This is a genomic window from Bifidobacterium sp. ESL0819 (assembly GCF_052606245.1).
In genome coordinates this window covers 1089165-1109409 of record NZ_CP199587.1, presented here as the reverse complement: position 1 = coordinate 1109409, position 20245 = coordinate 1089165, and the positions used below count along the sequence as shown (strand labels likewise).

Annotated in this window: 15 protein-coding genes; all 15 read right to left on the bottom strand. The window is 57.8% G+C overall.

All coding sequences use genetic code 11. The annotated features are described in order from the left end of the window. Positions 1-122: 122 nt before the first annotated feature. The 15 genes from ACUIAD_RS04655 to ACUIAD_RS04585 all read right to left on the bottom strand — a co-directional run bounded on the left by ACUIAD_RS04655 (position 123) and on the right by ACUIAD_RS04585 (position 20000). The gene (locus ACUIAD_RS04655; protein WP_445342915.1) at positions 123-830 is read right to left on the bottom strand and encodes a hypothetical protein; all 708 of its coding nucleotides are present in this window, start codon (positions 828-830) and stop codon (positions 123-125) included. 142 nt (positions 831-972) lie between these two features. Then, positions 973-1752, bottom strand: coding sequence for a hypothetical protein (locus ACUIAD_RS04650; protein WP_445342914.1), 780 nt, complete (start codon positions 1750-1752; stop codon positions 973-975). Positions 1753-1770: 18 nt separating this feature from the next. After that, on the bottom strand, positions 1771-3312 hold the full coding sequence (locus tag ACUIAD_RS04645; protein WP_445342913.1) for a hypothetical protein: 1542 nt from the start codon (positions 3310-3312) through the stop codon (positions 1771-1773). Next, positions 3309-3716: a hypothetical protein gene (locus tag ACUIAD_RS04640; RefSeq protein ID WP_445342912.1), complete on the bottom strand. Its 408-nt coding sequence runs from the start codon at positions 3714-3716 to the stop codon at positions 3309-3311. Before ACUIAD_RS04640 ends, ACUIAD_RS04645 begins: the two co-directional genes overlap by 4 nt. 208 nt (positions 3717-3924) lie before the next feature. Further along, positions 3925-4248, bottom strand: coding sequence for a hypothetical protein (locus ACUIAD_RS04635; RefSeq protein ID WP_445342911.1), 324 nt, complete (start codon positions 4246-4248; stop codon positions 3925-3927). A gap of 196 nt (positions 4249-4444) precedes the next feature. After that, positions 4445-5155 (bottom strand): hypothetical protein, encoded by a 711-nt coding sequence (locus ACUIAD_RS04630; RefSeq protein ID WP_445342910.1) that lies wholly within the window; start codon positions 5153-5155, stop codon positions 4445-4447. Positions 5156-5603: 448 nt separating this feature from the next. Then, positions 5604-6176, bottom strand: a complete 573-nt coding sequence (locus ACUIAD_RS04625) for a DUF805 domain-containing protein (RefSeq protein WP_445342909.1) — start codon at positions 6174-6176, stop codon at positions 5604-5606. Between the two features lie 110 nt (positions 6177-6286). Then, positions 6287-6559, bottom strand: a complete 273-nt coding sequence (locus tag ACUIAD_RS04620) for a hypothetical protein (RefSeq protein WP_445342908.1) — start codon at positions 6557-6559, stop codon at positions 6287-6289. Between the two features lie 429 nt (positions 6560-6988). Further along, complete coding sequence (locus ACUIAD_RS04615; RefSeq protein WP_445342907.1) at positions 6989-7789, bottom strand: hypothetical protein; 801 nt, start codon at positions 7787-7789, stop codon at positions 6989-6991. A gap of 15 nt (positions 7790-7804) precedes the next feature. Then, positions 7805-9370, bottom strand: a complete 1566-nt coding sequence (locus ACUIAD_RS04610; RefSeq protein ID WP_445342906.1) for a putative T7SS-secreted protein — start codon at positions 9368-9370, stop codon at positions 7805-7807. Then, positions 9367-9885 carry a hypothetical protein gene (locus tag ACUIAD_RS04605; RefSeq protein ID WP_445342905.1) on the bottom strand — a complete coding sequence of 173 codons (519 nt, stop codon included), beginning with the start codon at positions 9883-9885 and terminating at the stop codon, positions 9367-9369. The genes ACUIAD_RS04610 and ACUIAD_RS04605 overlap by 4 nt, the downstream gene beginning before the upstream one ends. Positions 9886-10004: 119 nt before the next feature. Further along, positions 10005-10307 (bottom strand): DUF5344 family protein, encoded by a 303-nt coding sequence (locus ACUIAD_RS04600; RefSeq protein ID WP_445342904.1) that lies wholly within the window; start codon positions 10305-10307, stop codon positions 10005-10007. Next, complete coding sequence (locus ACUIAD_RS04595; RefSeq protein ID WP_181414401.1) at positions 10300-10569, bottom strand: FHA domain-containing protein; 270 nt, start codon at positions 10567-10569, stop codon at positions 10300-10302. Before ACUIAD_RS04595 ends, ACUIAD_RS04600 begins: the two co-directional genes overlap by 8 nt. A gap of 242 nt (positions 10570-10811) precedes the next feature. Further along, the gene (locus tag ACUIAD_RS04590; RefSeq protein ID WP_445342903.1) at positions 10812-15383 is read right to left on the bottom strand and encodes an FtsK/SpoIIIE domain-containing protein; all 4572 of its coding nucleotides are present in this window, start codon (positions 15381-15383) and stop codon (positions 10812-10814) included. Between the two features lie 3 nt (positions 15384-15386). Further along, entirely contained in the window at positions 15387-20000 is a 4614-nt protein-coding gene (locus tag ACUIAD_RS04585) for an Ig-like domain-containing protein (RefSeq protein ID WP_445342902.1), read from the bottom strand. Positions 20001-20245 lie beyond the last annotated feature (245 nt).

Genomic DNA, 20245 nt, shown 5'->3' with positions numbered 1-20245 from the left:
TCCACTTGCCGCCGCGCAGCAGCAAATGAAACAGCCGGCATCCAACCCGACTGCAGCCAAGCAGACCACATGCCCGACAGGCACGTCAAAAGGCCAAAAACCTTCCCTTACCAGCAATGCCCTCATTGATCCTGTGCAGCTGTACTACCACGTACCAGGGCGGCCACCAGGGTCATCAGGTCGATGATCAGCGCCCAGGCCGCCAGCCACTCGAAGGAGGCGTCACGATCGTCGCCCGCGCAATAGTCGATCGCCCACAAATCCTGCAGAAACCACAAGGCGCCCGTAGCGCCCACCGCCAGACACCAGGGCAGGCACGACCATGGAGAGCCCCCGAACAGCAGGCACAGCATCCACGACGGCACCACGCACGACACAGCCGAAGCCGCCCACGCCGCCACACGGCCACGCACCCAATCCGACACGAACCGCAGCCAGGTCACCGCGGCCGCCACCAGCACAGCCACCGACACCAGCACCCAGCGCATCACTCCCGGATATGCGCCGGTAACCGCGCCGAACATCACCCCCCAGCAGGGCATTAGCGGCATCGTCAACGCCAGGCACCAGAACCCCGGACGCCCCCCACGGCTCTCGAACCGGGCCAAAAACCACCACATCGCAAAACCCGAAAACAGGCCTGCCAGGCCGAACTGCACAAAACGGTCGCGCACCCACTGCTCCTCCTGGTCGTACAGGAAGGCCCAGCCCGGCACGAACCCCGCCAGGAAGGCCGCCCCGTACACCGCCAGCTTGCGCACCACCCCGGCACGGGAAAAGACACGCTCCCCCGCAGCCGCATGTCGCGCGCACCCCGCCACCCGCGACATGACCGAAGACGCCCTCTGCAGCCAGGAGCCCCCCGCAGGAAGCCGCAAGGAACCGGAAACACCAACAGCCATCACACACCATCCTCCCGCTCAAAGCATCGAATCCGCCACGCAGCCCGCCAGGCCAAAAACCGGGACAGGCTCATTGCTGATTCCGTGCAGCGTCGCTGCCGCGCGCCAGGGCGGCCACCAGGGTCATCAGGTCGAAGATCAGCGCCCAGGCCGCCAGCCACTCGAAGGAGGCATCACGATCATCGCCCGCGCAATAGTCGATCGCCCACAAATCCTGCAGAAACCACAAGGCGCCCGTAGCGCCCACCGCCAGACACCAAGGCAGGCACGACCATGGAGAGCCACCGAACAGCAGGCACAGCATCCACGACGGCACCACGCACGACACAGCCGAAGCCGCCCACGCCGCCACACGGCCACGCACCCAATCCGACACGAACCGCAGCCAGGTCACCCCGGCAACCACCAGCACAGCCACCGACATGAACACCCAGCGCATCACCCCCGGACTCTCGCCGGTAACCGCGCCGAACATCACCCCCCAGCAGGGCATCATCGGCATCGTCAACGCCAGGCACCAGAACCCCGGACGCCCCCCACGGCTCTCGAACCGGGCCAAAAACCACCACATCGCAAAACCCGAAAACATGCCCGCCAGGCCGAACTGTATAAAACGGTCGCGCATCCACTGCTCCTCCCCATACAGGAAGGCCCAGCCCGGCACGAACCCCGCCAGGAAGGCCGCCCCGTACACCGCCAGCTTGCGCACCACCCCGGCACGGGAAAAGACACGCTCCCCCGCAGCCGCATGACGCGCGCACCCCGCCACCCGCGACATGACCGAAGACGCGCTCTCCAGCCAGGAGCCCCCCGCAGGAAGCCGCAAGGAACCAGAAACACCACCAGCCATCACACACCATCCTCCCGCTCAAGCATATAAGCCGCCTCTCGGCCCGTCACGCCAAGTAGACTCAGCTCCCAAGCATTGGCTATACTGGTCAAGGATCGAATTCGCCACTTGGCCCGCCAGGCCAAGAACCGGATTAACCGGGGCAAGCAGGCCGGCCAACCCGGCCAACTCCTTCAGGTCGGCCGCTAATCTGGGCGCGCCCTCAGCCTTATAGTCTTCGACATGCCTTGCTGCATCAACCATATCCTGGGCCACATTCCTCATGGCGTCTGCGCGCAAAGTCTCGCGGCTCGCATCCAGCCCATACCGCATTATCGTCGCATCATCCGCCGGATTGAAGACCCCGTACAGGTCGCTCTGCTCCAGCAGCCATTTCCAATCACGCGGCAATAAGCCCTCTAACTGATAATCATTGAATAAGCGGGTCGCTTCCTTGTTGTTTTCAGTGACAATGTCCATACCGAGCGTTTCAATTGCCTTCTCATCCTTCCAGATGCCGCTATCATGAATCAATTTCATATCGTTCTTTCCGTATTCAGACAGAAAATCCGTGATCATGCCGGAATTACGGCCGTACGAATTCAGCCCGCCGATCACCCGCTGATACATCGGCAATCCCTTTGACTCAGCAAAAAACCGCAAACCAGCAGCGCTCTGTTTCCCTAACGCACCTGGAGCACCAGCCAATACCATTGAGAGAAAACCAAGCGCTAGTTGCCGCCTATTTTCATCTCCATGGCTATAAGCCAGAAGATCATTTAGAAAGCCTATGGCGGCCAGCGCGAAAGCAAGCAGGCCGAGTATGCCCCCAGGCCCCAAAAACAGCATCGCTACGGTAAGAACCAAGTTGGCGGTCTCCGCGACTTTGACGATCGTCCGCCAGGCATCGCTGTAATAGACACGATCGAACACCGAGACCGAAGGCAAATCGCCCAGCGCCCCGTTCAGCCCGCGGGCAGCGATAAAGGCGCCGTTATTATAATCGCCGACAGCCTTGCAAGCATCACGGCAGGCATTACCATACGAATCCAGCGCACTGCTCCGCTGGCTGCGGAAGGAATCCACCTGCCTCTGGGCGGCGTCGGCACGGCGCTGCGCCCGTTGCACATCCGCATCATCGCCAACCTCGTCCACCATAACCAAAGCCTTGCCGGCAGCGGCCGTCTCGGCGAGAGCCCCAGTCAGCTTTAAGTTCGCGGCGGATGCCCTGGACAGGGCATCCGCCGCCCGATCATGGGCTTTGCCGACCCTGCGTTGGCAATCCTCCATGCAGTCGGCCCACGAATACAGGGTCTGAGAAATCGCGCTCAACCCATCCGACAAGCTGGAAAGATTGCTGGGAAAATCCTCCAGTCTGGAAACAAACCTGTCCGCCGCCTTGCCAACGAACACCGATCCATTGTCGTGACTGGACCTGATCCGGCTCACATCATCTTTCAGGGAATCCACTGTTTGACACTTCAAGCTTGCCTCGCTGGCACACCGCCTGACCCCGTTCGGATCCCCGGGTACAGGATCAACAGCGAACTTGAGCACGGTCCAGTCAAGATTCAAACTCATCTGTCAACGCCCCCCTCCTCAAGCCATACCGACAATGTGCCGGTGATCAAATCGAACAATTCAAATAACTGATCCTCCACATCAGAGGAAAACGTGAACCCCATCACCACGACCACACGGCCTCCAAAAGGAACAAAAGTCTGCAGGACCGAATATTTGAGCGGCCGGGAGCCCTCGCCCGGATGCAAGGTGCGATGCCCGAGAACCCGCACCGCCCTTCCCGCCTGCGGCAGATTGATCATCGAAACATCCGACTCGTCATCACCATCCGAATCCTCATCATTCTCATGAACCGTGGCAGATATCGCCTCGAAAACAGATTCATCGTCATGATGAGGAGGCTCGGGAAGAATCGAGACGGTTACCGAAGCATCCAGAATCCCATCGGCAGTGGGCTGCGCCATTGCGGCCCCATACCTCACGCCTTTCGCCCAAGAGGATGTGAGCTCATGGTAGAGCCTGTCCTCTATCACCTGCCTTTTGCCCGCCAAAGCCGGTATCTGCTCCACTGCCTTCTGGGCCTGCGCACGAGCGTAATCCCGCCTCCCCTTTCCGGTAAGATCCATCCGCTCCCAGCCATCAGGGACCGCCATGCTGAAGTGGATGCCTTGCTCAGCCACGGTGCACCGCCTCAACATTCGAACCGCAACTAAGTATCTGACCAGCCTGGTCCCCTATCCTGTCGTCCGCATCGTGGAATTCCTCGGCCACATTGTCAAGCATCGATCCAAGGTCACCCGCCTTCCTCGAATATTTACGGCTCAACGTATGCAAACGGGCTATGCAATTACCATACGCCTTGACCACGAAACAATGGCCCATGCAATCCGAATCAGCCTCGGCACTCGAAAAATCACCAATCTCCTCTTCAATATTCTTCAAAACATGAGAAGCCATGCTGAGTTCAAAATACGAAACCTTAAGCTCACCAGCCATAATCAATCTCCCCTTTCAACCTTTGCGACGCGCGCACCGCGCCACCCGCGACATGACCGAAGACGCCCTCTGCAGCCAAGAGCCCCCCGCAGGAAGCCGCAAGGAACCGGAAACACCAACAGCCATCACACACCATCCTCCCGCTCAAAGCATCGAATCCGCCACGCAGCCCGCCAGGCCAAAAACCGGGACAGGCTCATTGCTGATTCCGTGCAGCGTCGCTGCCGCGCGCCAGGGCGGCCACCAGGGTCATCAGGTCGAAGATCAGCGCCCAGGCCGCCAGCCACTCGAAGGAGGCATCACGATCATCGCCCGCGCAATAGTCGATCGCCCACAAATCCTGCAGAAACCACAAGGCGCCCGTAGCGCCCACCGCCAGACACCAAGGCAGGCACGACCATGGAGAGCCACCGAACAGCAGGCACAGCATCCACGACGGCACCACGCACGACACAGCCGAAGCCGCCCACGCCGCCACACGGCCACGCACCCAATCCGACACGAACCGCAGCCAGGTCACCCCGGCAACCACCAGCACAGCCACCGACATGAACACCCAGCGCATCACCCCCGGACTCTCGCCGGTCATCGCGCCGAATATCACCCCCCAGCAGGGCATCATCGGCATCGTCAACGCCAGGCACCAGAACCCCGGACGCCCCCCACGGCTCTCGAACCGTGCCAAAAACCACCACATCGCAAAACCCGAGAACATGCCCACCAGAAGAAACAGGATACAACGACCGCGCACCCACTGCTGCTCCTGGTCGTACAGGAAGGCCCAGCCCGGCACGAACCCCGCCAGGAAGGCCGCCCCGTACACCGCCAGCTTGCGCACCACCCCGGCACGGGAAAAGACACGCTCCCCCGCAGCCGCATGACGCGCGCACCCCGCCACCCGCGACATGACCGAAGACGCCCTCTGCAGCCAAGAGCCCCCCGCAGGAAGCCGCAAGGAACCAGAAACACCAACAGCCATCACACACCACCCTTGAGCAACATCACGCAAGGAAAGAGCAGCTGCCAACCACTCCTACCATCACTGTCTCCACTAGAATAAAGCATCAGACACCCCGCTGGCGCCGGTCCACTCACCGCTCGGCACAGCCATCACCGCCACCTCCCAGGCCAGAGGACGGGGAACCGCTCCACGATCCCGTCGCCCTTTCGCGGTCAAGCTCCTCGATCATGAAGTCGGAGTCAGCAAGAGAGAAAGTGCCCGAGGGGCCGACAGGCGCCGTTTCACCAGGCGCGAGCAGACGGCCGGACACCCTGGTTCCATTAGAGGAATGCCGGTCCGTTATCTCGAACCCGCCTTGTTGGGGTTTGTTTTTTCCTGTTACCGCAGCAGGGGGTCACCGTCCGTTCGGGTCCCCTGGGTACTGTGGCGCGCCAGTCTGACTCGCACCAAGGCTTCCGCTAGCGACAACTGGATGACGACGACGCGATGGGACGCACATGATGGCCAGCCGGACGACCACGGCCAGAAGAAGGACGATGATCCCCAAAGGCGAAGGAGCTGACGGGTCCTCCAGCCCCTTCAACATATCCGACACCATTGAACCGGCAATCAGACCCACGCCCACCACCTCCAGCACATAGGGGACGAGCGCCAGCCACCCCGACAGGGCCAGATCATGCAGACGCCGCACCGTCAGGGCATACATGGGCACCAGCACCGCCAGGGAGAACAGCCCCGGTATGACGGTCAAGATACCCGAAGAGAACACGCGGGCCAGGCAGGTGTCCAAGACCCAGATGAACGCGGCGAAAACCCATATCTCCTTGCGGCAGGAACGCCCCTTCCCCCTCGCATACAGGTAGAAGGGCCGTTGCAGGCACTCCTGCATGGTCGCATCATACATGGGCTCGTACCCCTTCATCACATCCACGCGAGGGGGCCTCTTCGAGAGCAAAGCACTAGCCATAATCTTCATCTTCCCTTTCCTCATAAACACGTTCCGGCGGCCCATCGGGACGGAACGCCCGATACCCACATCAGCGCAAGCACACCCATGGCGCAGCCCGCCGTCCGGCATCATCGTCCGGCATCACCGCCATCATTGGAGGCTCCCACAAGAGCATTGGAGTCTCCCATAAGGGAGGCAACCGTCAGGGTCAGACCGAACACCAGCGCCCAAGCCGCCAGCCATTCGAAAGCGGCATCACGATGCGCGCCCGCGCACTTTCCGATCGCCCGCATGCCCAGCACGAACCACAAGGCGCCGACAACGCCCGCCACGCAGCACCAGAAAAGGACACGCCAACCGACCCCGTCGCCTTGGCCCGCATCCAGGACGGCACCACACACAATACCACCACCGCCGCCCACGACACGAACCCGTTACGCGCCAGCCGCATCACCACCGCAAACACCAACACCCCCAACAACCACAAACCAAGGCCCGGACGCCCATTCCCACCCTCAAACCACCACAACAGCAAAAAGAGAACAGCACGGGAAACGAAACTTGAATCAACAAGGAGCGCACCCAATCCCGGTCCTGACCAAACAGGAGAAGCCAGCCGCAGGCGAACCCGGCCACATAGGCCAGCCCGCACAGCACCGTCTTCCACAGCACCCCGCCCAGAGAGAACTCACAAGAGCCAGGCCGCGCATGCGGGACACTCTCAACCACACTCGACATGATCGACGACAAGACAAACGCATCAACCCGATCCTCAGCGTCATCCGACACCCCGCCGACACCAGCACGCCCGCCACTCGACTCAGACATCATCAGCTGGCATCATCGCCATCTTTGGAGGCTCCCAGAAGCGAGGCGATCAGCACGATCAGATCGCACACCAGCGCCCAGGCCGCCAGCCACTCGAAAGCCGCATCACGATGCGTGCCCGCGCACTCCCTGATCGCCCGCATGTCCAGCACGAACCACAAGGCGCCGACAACACCCACCACGCAGCACCAGAACAAGGACGCGCCAGCCGACCCCGTCGCCTTGGCCAGCATCCAAGACGGCACCACACACAACACCACCATCGCCGCCCACGACAAGAACCCGTTACGCACCAGCCGCATCACCAACGGAAACACCAACACCCCAACAACCACCAGCACAGCCACCGACACCAGAACCCACCGGAACACGCCACCAGAAGTACGACCGGCAGCCCCGAATAAGACGCCGAACCCCGGAGCACACGGGAAAGACAAGACCACAAACCAAGGCCCCGGACGCCCCTTCCCATTCTCATACCGCCCCAACAGGTTAGCCACAGCAAGTCCGGAAAGCACAGCAAGAAAACCAGAGTCAGTTATCCAGGCGCGCACCCAATCCTGGCCGTCGTCGGTTAGGACGAGCCAGCCGCAGGCGAACCCGGCCACATAGGTCATCCCGTACAGCACCGTCTTCCACAGCACCCCGCCCAGGGAGAACTCACGAGAGCCAGGCCGCGCATGCGGGACACTCTTAACCACACTCGACATGATCGACGACAGAACATACGACGCATCAACACGATCCTCACCGCCATCCGACACCCCGCCAACACGCCCACCACTCGACACAGACATCACCACCACCCATCCTTCGCCCTACACCAGCGCAAGCACGGACCCCAAAGACCCGCCCATCGGCGAGAAAGGCTTCAAATAACCAAGACCCTCAGACACCGACGTCCTCCACCCGGCACTGCCTTTATCCTGATTATGAACCTGACGCTTCATGGCATCGACCTCGTCTTTGGCCACGGAACGGATTCCGCTGGTAACGGTCTCGTACAGAGGGTTTTCCCGCACGGCGGCAACTGCACCTTTCACCCCACCATTCTTGGCAACAAAACCCTTGACCTTGGCGGCCGCTTTCCCCGCATCGTAGGAAACGAATTTGAACCCATCGTAGCCGAACCTGATATACGTATAGAGCATTGAATCATAGGCCTTCCTAGCGGCAGTTTTTGCAGACGACCACACTCCGCGCCCGAACCCCTTCAGCCATAGCAGGGGTATGCTCACACGCTTAGACGAAGTCGCCGCCAAGGACTTGGCTTCCTCCGCCCACTTCGAAACCGGCAGGATGCCGTTCGGTTTACCCAGCATCTTCGAAAAGTGCGAAACCAAATAACCACCTTTTTTCGTCGGGTCACCCAAAAGCCTCAGCTTTGAAAAAAGCTTCAGCTTTGAAAGAACCGACATGCCCTTTCCCTCGCTTTTGAATAATTTAAGCCCCGAAAAAAGTCCTTTCGCTTCACCACAAAGACCAATACGAGATAATATAAGAAAAGCAATAGAAAGCCTAAATTCACTGTCACTTTCATCCCCCTCAGAATGTGCCATCCAGTCGTTGAGAAAACCGATCACGATGAAAGCGTAGAGAAGCATGCCGATAATGCCGCCGAAGCCCAGAACGAGAGCAGCAATGCCGAATATCGTGCCGCCTATCTCGGCCACTTTGACAACAACGCTCCAGGCGCTGCTGTAATATACCCTCTCCCACAAAGAAGGCGAAGGCATCTTCTCCAGATAACCCCGCAGCGAGGACGCGGTATTCCTTGCGTCTTCATTGTAACCATCGATCGCCGAATATAGACGTTTCATGGCATTCCAATACGAATTCCCAGTGGAATTCACCTGATTGCGGAAATTAATCACACTCTGGTCAGCCTGCTGGACACGATCCAAGGTTTTCTTTTCATCCGCATTGGAAACATCCTCGCCTGCCTGCTGCCTATTACGCATCAGATGTTCAGCGGAATGCGCGTTGCGCGCCGTGGCAGAAGCTCCATCAAGGTTCTGCTGAGCCTCTTTGTGCTCCTTACCTGCCTTCCTGGCATCATCATACGCCTTATGAGCCTTCTTCTGGTACTCCTCCATGCTCGACTTCCAGGAATTGAGAGTGCGATGCGCACCCTCCAAACCCTGGGACAGGTTTTTCATATCTTCAGGAAAATGAGACAGCTTCCTCGCATACTGCTCTGCAGCATCCCCGACAAACACCGAACCGCCCTTGTCAGGCATAATCTTGTTCAAGACATCAACCAACGAGTCGACCGAATCTTTTTTGCGTTTCAACATCTTCGCACAAGTATCAACACCATCAGGATTGCCCGGCACGGGATCAGCCTGATACCCGACTACGCTCCAGTCGACATTCAAACTCATCGCTGATCACCCCCATCAATCCTTAACGACAACGTACCAGTAATCAGATCAAACAACTCAAAAAGCTGTGTTTCCACATCCATGCAAAAAGTCTGCCCCATCACCAGCACAATACGCCCGCCAAAAGGCACATACGTTTGGAAAATCGAGTATTTAACCCCCTGGGCAGCTTCCTGAGGACGCAAAACACGATGCCCCAGCACCCGCAATGCCATACCCGCCTCAGGAATTGAGACCTGGGAAATGTCGGATTCGCTATCCCCCGACGACTCTTCATCATTCTGATGGACCGTGGCGGCAATGGCATCAAAAACGGAAACGTTCTCCTGGCCGGGAGGCGGAGGCAGAACGGACACTGTAATAGAGGCGCTCAGCAAACCATCTGTGGTGGGCACCGCCAAGGATGCTCCGTATCGAACACCCATAGCCCAGGATGACGTCAGCTCCTTGAAGAGGGTGTCTTCAAGCTTCTTGCGGTAAATATGCAAGGCAGGAACCTGCTCGATGATTCTCATGGACTGCTCCTTGGCATAATCCTGCCTCCCCCTACGGGAGAAATCCATAACCTTCCAATCGGCTGGTATATCCATGCTGAACTGTATCCTGGCCCCTTCCATAGCTGCTTCCCTCCAACCTATCTCTGAGCGGACCCGTCCGACCGCTTAACCTGCTGACTCAATTGAGCGTCAAGATCCCCAAATTGATCAATAACGTTTTGAAGCATCGAGGCAAAGTCTCCGGCTTTCTTGGAGTACTTGCCACTGGCATCTTTCATGCGCTTCATAAACATGGTATATTCGGAATAAACGTCCATATGGCCCATGGAACTTTCGTCCCCCTGCGCACCTGAAAAATCGTCAAGAATCTGTTTGACTTGTTCCAGACCCTTTTTGGCTCTGTCCAATTCATCATTGGAAACAACAACCTTGTCAGCCACGGTCAGCTCTCCTCTCCACCTTGGCGCTCAGCCCTCCGAACCTAATCACATCATTGTCAGCCAGAACGGTTCGCTTCTTCTCCGGCAGTCGAACATAGGTGCCGTTTGACAGAACGAAGGTCCCGTTGGCCGATCCCAAATCCATGGCCCATACCTGACCGATGGAAGTGACTCCAAACTCGAAATGCCTTCTCGATGTCTGCTGGGACGGATCATCCACCACTAAGTAGGCGTCATAATTCTCACCAGGTTGTTTCGGCATTCTGCCAACCACGCAGCGCTGGGCACAGGGCACACGGCGGCCGTCCGAGAACACCAGATCATATGATGAGCCATCTCCGCCTGCAGGACTCTCATGAACCTGCCTTGGCGTTAGGGAGCCATCATGTAAATCCCATTTGCCAATAGCTTCTGGCTGCATAATGGGCGGCAGATTAGGGATCTCCGATATAATTCGGGCAGGCTGCGCGGTTTTAGCCAGCCCTGTTTTCTGTTTCCTGCGGCTCACGGTATATCATCGCCCTTCATATGGGGCTGGAAGGGGAAAGTCAGTTCACTTTCAGGCTCGGGAAACTGCACAGACACCGTTGTTGTTCCGAATCGTGCGAAACCCCTGCCTCGAGGCATGTCAGAGCTGAACTGCGAGCGCTTTAATCTGGCTCCAATCAAATCGGCGTACAGCATCTCTTCAGGCCTGATCAGCACCCCTTGCTTGATCTTCTTCATGGAAGACCCCCAGTTCCCGAAGCCCTGGGGAAAGTCGATGATGTCTCCAGCAAAGATGCATGAGGCGTCACTCTTCGATAAGGATCCAACCAGGTTCTGCATCCACGCACTGGCGGGAATCTCCTTGAGCAGCTGACAGTCATCGAACACCAGAAGATTGCCTTTGAACCCCGTTTCGGTGCTGCTTTCCAGAGCCTTCTCGTCGCCATTGCGCGCATATGGTTCAAGATTCTCCTGTGTCAGGTCCGCAGGGGTCGTGAACAAGCGCACGACTCCGGGCACCCCCTCGAAATGCCTCAGGGCATTGTCCTTGGGGGCTGCGATGACCAGATGGTACCCAGCGTACAGCGCCATGTTGGCCAACCAGACCAGCAGTGTCGTCTTGCCGCTCTGCATGCCGCCGAAAACCGGAAGAATCGGCGTCGCCACCGGATCATAGGCAATAAGATCGTTATCCTCGCCGCCGATGCCCAAAGGCAGCAAACCGTTGACCAGGGACTCGGATTCCTCGACCAAGGCGTATACCTGATCGAAGGATATCTCGTCGGGCAGCTGTTCGACGTTGAAGGGCTGACGGGACCGCGAGAGGCCGGCGTCCCTGCCAGTAGCCAGCGCGACACCGGCGGCGCGTATGGCCTCGGATTCCTGTTGGCCCACCGCCCCCCGGCGAATCTGTGCAATCTGAACCTCAGCATCGTCAACGGATTGGTAACCTCGCCCGTTCGCCATCTTGTCGGGTATTTCCTTGGCGGGGATTCCGATTTCCGAATAGTCGGTCTTGTCGACCAGCCGCAGCATGATCTTGCTGTCTGCCAGCAAGGTCATCCGTCCGGACAGGAGCGAGCGGTCGCCGGTGAGGATGAAATGCACACCGACCGACGGCCCTTCCCGCATCAGGTTCTGTATGCGACTGATCAGGGAACCGCTGTCATAGGATTCAAAGGCGGAATTGTACCCGTCCCATGAATCCAGCATGACCAGCATATGCGGCAGGGCCTCTTCCTCATGATCCTGGTCAAGCCCTCGATTGAACTCGTCAATATTGCTGTATCCGCCCTTGGAGAGCGTGGCCGACCTGGCCTTGAGCACCCTTTCGATCTTGTTCAGGAGCCGTTCGATCTTCTGCGTTTCGCTGCGCAGAGCCACAACGCCCACATTGGGAAAGGCCGTGAGAGGAGCGAGGCCGCCATTGCCGCCATCGATGCAGTAGACTTGGACTTTCGTGGGTGCATACCTTTCGCAGGCGGAGAACGCTATGGTCCGAAGGGCCGTGGTCTTGCCGCTGCGCGACGTGCCGATGATGAAGAGGTTACCGAAGGTCGCCATATCAAGGAAAACCGTGCTTTGCTTCTGCAGTTTGGGGTAGTCCCCGATGGCAAAGGGAACTTGAAGGCTCGCCTGGGCATCACCATCTTCACTGTCAGGCAGATCATCCAGACCGATCTCATCGGTCAAGGCAGGCAGCCAAGGCTGCCGCTGCTGGGGAATGCCCTCATCCTTGGCCACCTCGCAGATGCTCCCGACCAACTTCATAAGGTCGGTTACGCTTACATCCCCCTTGCCCTCTTTCGACTTGGGACGCGCAGGAGCCGGCTGTCCGATCTGGGGGAAGGAGAGCGCGCGGACAAAGGGCTTCTCTGATTTTGTCTCAGCCTTGTCGTTCGGGTCGATATACCTGCCTCCTACCCTGGCGGATTGGAAGGGCACCAGGGAATTCGACCCGAGCCTTACCACGGCCCTGCCCGGCGTGGACTTGCTGATCAGCGATGCATCCTTGGCATCGATCACATCCTGGCTTTCGCTGTCGTCCGTCATGCGCAGGGCTATGCGAAGGTTGGTGTTCGCCCTGATTTCCGGAGAGACTACGCCTCCGGGCCGCTGAGTCGCCAGAAGAAGGTGGATACCCAGTGACCTGCCCCTTTGCGCAATGTTCACCAGGCCGGTGACAAAGTCGGGAAGCTCCCTGGCCAGTGAGGCGAACTCGTCGATAATGATCAGCAGACGGGGGATCTCCGTCAGATCAGGGCGGAGCTCCCGGAAGTCCATGTAATCGTCAAGGTCCTTGGCGCCGGCAAGGGCCAGAAGATGTTCGCGGTAGTTCAGTTCCGCGCCAAGCGAGACCAGAGCTCTGGTCACCAAATGGTTGTCCAGATCTGTGACCATTCCGACCGTATGGGGAAGCTTGACGCAGTCCTTGAAGGCCGCACCGCCCTTGTAATCGACAAGCACGAAGTTCAGCGATTCCGGCCTATTCGCCACGGCCAGCGAAGCCACCAGAGACTGGAGCAGCTCCGACTTGCCCGAGCCGGTTGTACCGGCTATCAACCCATGGGGCCCGTCCTTGGCGATGTCAAGGCCGAAGGGGCCGTCAACCGATTCACCGATCGTGCAGAAGGTCGAGCGGGGTTGCACGGCCCAGCGGGCTTCGATCTCTTCAGGAGTCGGCGTCAGCTTCAGCAGGTCCAGGAGTCTGCTCTGCGAGGGAATGGCGGACTGGCTCTCATCAGGGCTGCCGTCCTCCAAAGGCGCCAGGGACAGCGAAAGAGCATCAAGCCATTGCTGTGTGACCAGGTCGGGCATGATGTCATTGACATCATCAGAGACATTGCTGCGGACCTTCAGCTCCCCAGCCTCCCCTGTCACCACGGTCTGGCATTCCTCAGGCAGGAGCCTCTCATCGATCTCCACGCACAGCATGTACATGCCGACAAGAGGCCCTTCCTTGAGGAGTCTGATAGTGCCAGGCATGGATCTGAGCACATGCGCATGCTCCATCACCACAACTACCGATGGCCCCGCCCACTTCTGCATGGACTGGGCATGCATCAGCTCCTTGCGATCGTCCAGCATGGCGATGAGCTCCGAAATTCTCATCGCTATGTCTTCGATGCCGGTAGCCAACGTGCGTACTGCATTCTGCCCTTGCCGCGGAACCAGCTGCGGGAGCCATTGGGCGAAGGACCAATCAATCTGCGCCGGTATGGGAGCAGGCCGACCCTCTTCCGGTTGCTTCCTGGACCTGGGCGAAAGCAGGTATATCGACAAGTCCCGCGCTGAGTGCAGAGCTGCCATCTGAGCGACGATCCACTGCACTGTCGGGAAGATGACTGCTTGCTCACCTGTGCACCCCAGGCATCCGGCATCCGGCAAATCCACAACGACAGGGAAATGATGAAGCTGCCATGTCTTGACACGCTCGAATTCAAGGTTATCGGGCATTTCCAGGGATACATGCGACTTGACATCTCCCGTGCCTATGCGCAATCCAAGCCATGAGTCGTCCGTGGCCCTTCTGTTCCATAGCTGCGCAGTATGGCTGGCGCATAGATCAAGCAGGGCTGTGGGATCAGGGTATTCGGCCCGCACATCACTGATTTCCTCTTCAAGCGCATGCCTGGCCTGTTCCTTGATGCGGTCCCGGCTCTGCTCGTAACGTTTGACCTGCGCCCTGTATCTCTTCCTCATGCCGTTATTGCCGGAGAAATACGAAGCTACCATCATCACCGGTGACATGATGCCAAAAGCCAGATATGAATAATTCTTCAGAATGACCGCCATCCCCACGGACATGGCCAATGGCAGCAGGGTCGACATGATCGGTATTGGGGCCTTGTCAGGACGGGTCGGGGAGCCGGGAAGCGTATATCGTCTAGTCCGTACTTCATTCCTGATCTTCGGCGGCCGGGTATACAGCCAGTGCCCCGGGCTGTCTTCCTTGTCGACTGGCACGGAATCCGGGTGCCCCTTGGTCACGCTGATGATGCATTCGGGAAGCACGAGCTCCTGTCCATAGTCCAGCTCGGTCGGCTCTATCAGCTCATGCCCGTTCAGCCAGACATCGGAATGCAATTGCCGCTTGGGCCTGTGCAGGAAGCCGACTTTCACCACGGTGCCCTCGCGTATGTTAGGCACCACCGTCAGACGGCCATCCGGATGAACGTCAAGAAGAAAATCAGCGCTGATCGACACTTTTTCAGGATCCATCAGGGAACTTATCCTCAAGATGCCTGGAAGCACGTCATATATGGCACCTGCATTGAATCCGCTGAGAAAGCGCAGCTGAACCGCTGCTGGGTCATCAGCCGAGCGAACCCGCGGGTCGATAATCGTCGCCCCCTCGCACAGCAGGGAAATCCATGACCCTTCATGCAGACCTACCTGGTCAATGGTCAGACGCGGGTCCACCCAGCGCCCGTCGATACCGACATCGATCTTCCTGCCCGTGGCTCCCTGCGCGAATCTGGCCAGAGAGGGAAGCAGATCAGCCAATGACGAGTCTCCCGGCACATCCAGGTAGGCCGTAAACCGAGCCTCCGACTGGGCATCATGAATATTGACAAGGCCTTTCACGCCTCACCGCTCCTGCCTGCCAAATGGATTGCGCCTATAGGCCATTGCCGCATGGTGTCTGACGATCAGAGCCGCAAGGATGCAGGCCGCCAGCGCCATGAGAATCCCGAGGCAGATGACCAGCACAAAAAGCAATCCCTTCTCCCGGATGTATTGCCACCAGTCTGAAGCGACGACCACACCCTGATAGGTACTCGAGGATATGTTGCCCGCTGCATCTTCGGTCCTGACCGTCACCGTGTGATTATGAGCATCCGCCGGCAGATCAATGGACTGCGCGCCTCTGAGGAGCTCATCGCCAGACCACCGTCCCTGTGTCCTGTCATCCACATCAATCCGGACGGAGCGAACTTTCATATTATCCTTGGCATCTATGCCCACTCTATGCTGTTGCCCATAGTACACTCCGTTGGAGGCAATGCCCAGAGCTGATGCCGTTGGAGCTTGCGAATCCACTGCGAAGTTCACCGAGGCGTCCCCCTTGCGCTTCGCATCCTTGTGCTGCATGGTATTCTCTGACAGATTCCCTGCCCGATCAGTGGAGGTGAGCATCAGGCGGTAGTAGCCGTCGCCCTTGAATACCCTGGCAGGAATTTCATAGGTTCGTTTGCTCCATCCGTTGTCGCTATCGTCGACAATCCGATAATCGGATTCGGGAACAGCATGGATGCTTCCGTCCTTGGCCAACCTGATGGCTGACTTACCCCAATCAATGCCGCTGACATTCAGCTCGGTGACTGCGATAGGCACCGCCTTCTTCAAATACGCACCCCTGATCGAGGACGTTCCCGCTGAAAACAGGTAGGTCGAGCCGAACCTGTTAACCGAGAAGGTCTTGCTCACCGATGTGGAATTACCGGCCATGTCTTCGCTTGTCGCAGTCAGCGTGTACACATCGTCGATTGCTGCCTTGCGCTTGAAATCAGGGATATCGATTGTTCTGGCGTTATCTTCCTCATACTCTTTCGGGTTCAGGTCCGTGGATTTGACCTTGCCCCACCTGTCCCCGACCAGCGCATAGGTCGTTCGGCTCTGATCCATATTCGTGTCAGCGACCTGTATCGTGGGCGCTACCGTGCCCGCATATGCTGTCTTGTCCTCCACCTTTTCGATATGAAGATCAGGCTTGGTCATATCGATGACGAATTCCGGCTCCTTCGCCGCTTCCGCCGTGTTACCGGCCAAATCCGTGGCATTGGCCTCAAGAGTGTAATGGTATTCACCCTTGAACGATACATGCTGGACCAAGGTGTGCTTCGTGGGATCTCCTGCATACGACCAGCCATCGCCCGCAGATGCCGGAACCTCATGGCCGGCGTCATCCTTGGCCGATGTCGTTACCGTTGATTCCCCGCTGCTGAAATTACGCTCCACCAGTTCGATGGTGGCCACCCTGGGGGCCTTATAGTACATGCCGTTTCTACAGTCATTGTTGTCGAATTTCAGCGAGAGCACCGGCCTGGTTGTATCGATGACGAATTCGTCATGGAATGCAATCCCCTGGTGTTCGCCTGGGTCGGTCAACGAGGCATCGACGGTCCAATCTCCATCGTTCTCACAGGCCAGCTTTGCCAGATAAGTGTGCTTATCGCCGCTTGGGTTGGAAAAATCCTTGGCGGCAAGTCGGGTCTTGCGACCATCAACACTTGATTCGACGATGATGCGTCTGCCGTCATTCGCCCTTATGAAATCAAAGTTCGACTCATCAACAACAACGGTGGCCATCCTCTTGGCCTTGTAATACTTGCCGTTTCTGACATCATTGTTGTCATAGGCCACAGTGATCTTCGGACCGACAAGATCGAGGGCAGCGCCCGCATATCCCCGGGCGTCGTTGACTATGTCGCTTCGATTGCCGCCATATGAACTCAGCGCATGAGTCGATGAGGGGTTGCCGGCTAAATCCTTGACGGCTATCGATGTGGCATCAAACCTGAGACGCTGGCTGTCGGCGTTCATGTCGAAAGCAATGACCTCATCGGATTCGAATCGCAAGGTGGATTCAGGGGTCTGTGCATCCTGACGGGCCAGCCAGGGGTCATACCCAAGCATGGGAGTCGCCTCATCCCCCTGGTAATCCGTAAAGGACACGGTCTTCGCATCTACACCGGAAACCTGGTCTTTGACACCGTCCAAGGACACATGCAGGGGCGATGTAGGGAATATCCATTGCCAATGATGGGGGGTGGTCGCTGATAAGTGAAGGCTGCCCAGCTGGGGGCCTGTATAGTCAATGACGAATTTACGCTGGGATGCGGCGAACCGGCTGCTGTCGCACTGCAGGCCAGCATAGGATACCGCCAACTCATAAACCCCCTCATGGGGACTGTTCTGGTTGGCGGCAGAACGGGGAACCCGATATCCTCGGAACACCCAAGTGTCCGGACTCGCGGAGTCAGGAACCCAGGCATCAGGTTCGAACGACACTGCAGGGAATGCTGTCGGAGCGGCCGGACTGACGGAGCCATGGAAGAAATTCTGATTGCTCTGGTCACCGAGAGCCTGGTACAGAGGGAACCATCTGTCTTTCACTTTGAAGTCGACAAGCGCTTCGCCTCTGAAGTAGTAAGCAGGATCCGTAGAAGCGGGATTAGACTTGGCCTGTCTAAGTATTATCTGGGCCGTCCGCTTGTTCTGAGGGTTGTCGATCACCAGGGCATCGTAGGCTTCATTGAAGCCTGCGGCATCAGGATATTTGCTGACCAACTCGTCGAGGCTGACTTTCAGCACATTCCGCGCCCGGTCACCATCACCGCTGTCAACCGGATGCTCTGCCCAATCAGTAGCAGTCAGCACAATTTTCGACAGATCGTATAAACCTTCGTCTTTCAGATCGATCGTGAACCAGCCGTATTCATCCACCGGTATAGTCATGGTCCTTGCAGCAGAATCACCTATGGCATTGCCCTGCAAATCGGTTGGAGCAGGCATGGAAACCTGGACCGTGCCATGGCAAGTGCCCGCAGCGCAATTCCCGGCAATACCTGATGCTCCCTCCTGCGAGGCTCCTGGGACTTTATCAGCACCCCTCTGTTCCTTTGGCAGGAGATCCTGAACCCTGAACCGGACATGATTTTCCCCGGGACTGGTCACAATGGTCTTATGGGAGCCCTTGATAGGGAATCTGTGGATTATCTTCAATCCGTCACCACGCGGACCCTCAAATCCATCTGCCACTGGAGCACTGGTATCGATACCGAACTGAGTCCTTGAAGAAGCGAACCAACCAGGCAGAATATCCGCATTGAGCATAAAGGTGTATTTACCATTGGCCGGATAGGACCCGCTGGCTCCATTGACCTGCTCGACACTGTCTGCACAGGCCAGACTCCACGTCCAGTCTTCGCTGCGATCCTCGGTTATGTTGGATTCCTCCACCTTGCAGGCCGTCTTGGCCTCGTTGGACCCATTTGGCAGATCATCGCGCCAATACTTCAATACGCCGACATTTCTGCGGGGATCATTGGCCAGCGTACGGAGGTAGTAGGCCAAATACTGGTCTTTGGTCTGCACGGCCAAGCGGACATCTGAATTGAAATAATACCTGTCCAGCCCACTGCCGGAAGGGTCAGGAGGCACAGCGCCTGGCTTGCGGGAAGCGCCGGGGGAACGACTCGAAACCGCGATCCTGGGCTCCCCGAGCGTTTCATAGCTGACATCGATCAGCAGCCTGCCAATCATTGCATCCGTATTAGGAGCCTTGGAGCGATCCGTCTGCCCGCTCTTGAGGAGGAAGAAGTCATCTTCATTGCCGGCTTTATCAACGACTTTGGCCCTTATGGCGCTGAAATCGTAATATCCGGAGGATCGGAAATCCACGTCATAGTATTCGCCCTGTTCATCAGAACCTGTGGAGACAGAGTAATCACAGCCGTCATCGTCCCGAACGCCGGTATCAGCAGAGCACTGTTTCAACGGAACCGGAGTTCGGGGATTGCCTCGACTATCGACGCCGTCATAACGGCTTCCGTCCAACATGAGCTTTCCCAAGCCGGAGGCATAGGGATCGCTGCGACCATCATTCCTGATTCGCGGCGGGTAGTGTTGGCTGCCACTCGAATCGACGGTTGGCCTAGATGGAAGAACATCCTTGGCCCTCAGCCTGATGACGCGATCCCTAAAGGCCATGACGCCGTCGGAAACGGGGAAATCATCATCTCCAGGGTGTGTTTCAAGACCGTGGGACAAATAGCCGGCAGAGGTCAGCATAGGCTTTTCAGTGTCATAAATGAATGAAAGCTGGTTGGCATCCTGTCCGGCATCCGCTGGATGCAGGTAGCGGGCAAGCTCATCTTGGAGGCGGGCCTCATAACGGGCATTGGCATTGTACGGCAGCCTGTTCATATCGGCTTTGCATGATTGGTTGAGCACCTTCCAGACCCCTGAGTGATCCCCATGGCCCTGGCCGATTCGAGCGCTTCTTTGCGAGTATGAGGCGGGGCGCCCGCAAGAGAAGCTGACAGGAGGCTGATGATTGGGGTCATCGGCCTGGTTATGCGGAGGAATCCGACTTATGGTCATGGGGGCAAAATCGGCCTTGGGATTGGCTCGCTTGTGGTTGTTGAAGGCAATGTTGACTATACGGTCCAGCCAGGGGTCGCGTGACGAAAGAGACACTGTATCAACGCTGCTGAAATAACCGGAAAGCGGATCAGCCTTCGGAGCTCCGGATACCCATAGTCTGAGGCTTCTGTCAGATGTTGAATCCACAACTATGGAATTGGGGTGCTGAGCAAAATCGATATCCTTGCCTTCGCTATCGACCGCAGCCATACCTATGGAACTGAGCGTTTCCGAAAAGTCTCCGCTGAGGCTTTCGGCCCTCCCGCCTTCATTGCCCGAGGTTAATGTATAGCTGAATT

Coding starts and splice junctions, on each gene's coding strand:
- ACUIAD_RS04655 (WP_445342915.1), bottom strand. CDS start 830: ATGTCGCGGGTGGCGGGGTGCGCGCGACATGCGGCTGCGGGGGAGCGT.
- ACUIAD_RS04650 (WP_445342914.1), bottom strand. CDS start 1,752: ATGGCTGGTGGTGTTTCTGGTTCCTTGCGGCTTCCTGCGGGGGGCTCC.
- ACUIAD_RS04645 (WP_445342913.1), bottom strand. CDS start 3,312: ATGAGTTTGAATCTTGACTGGACCGTGCTCAAGTTCGCTGTTGATCCT.
- ACUIAD_RS04640 (WP_445342912.1), bottom strand. CDS start 3,716: ATGGCGCAGCCCACTGCCGATGGGATTCTGGATGCTTCGGTAACCGTC.
- ACUIAD_RS04635 (WP_445342911.1), bottom strand. CDS start 4,248: ATGGCTGGTGAGCTTAAGGTTTCGTATTTTGAACTCAGCATGGCTTCT.
- ACUIAD_RS04630 (WP_445342910.1), bottom strand. CDS start 5,155: ATGTCGCGGGTGGCGGGGTGCGCGCGTCATGCGGCTGCGGGGGAGCGT.
- ACUIAD_RS04625 (WP_445342909.1), bottom strand. CDS start 6,176: ATGGCTAGTGCTTTGCTCTCGAAGAGGCCCCCTCGCGTGGATGTGATG.
- ACUIAD_RS04610 (WP_445342906.1), bottom strand. CDS start 9,370: ATGAGTTTGAATGTCGACTGGAGCGTAGTCGGGTATCAGGCTGATCCC.
- ACUIAD_RS04605 (WP_445342905.1), bottom strand. CDS start 9,885: ATGAGAATCATCGAGCAGGTTCCTGCCTTGCATATTTACCGCAAGAAG.
- ACUIAD_RS04595 (WP_181414401.1), bottom strand. CDS start 10,569: ATGCCGAAACAACCTGGTGAGAATTATGACGCCTACTTAGTGGTGGAT.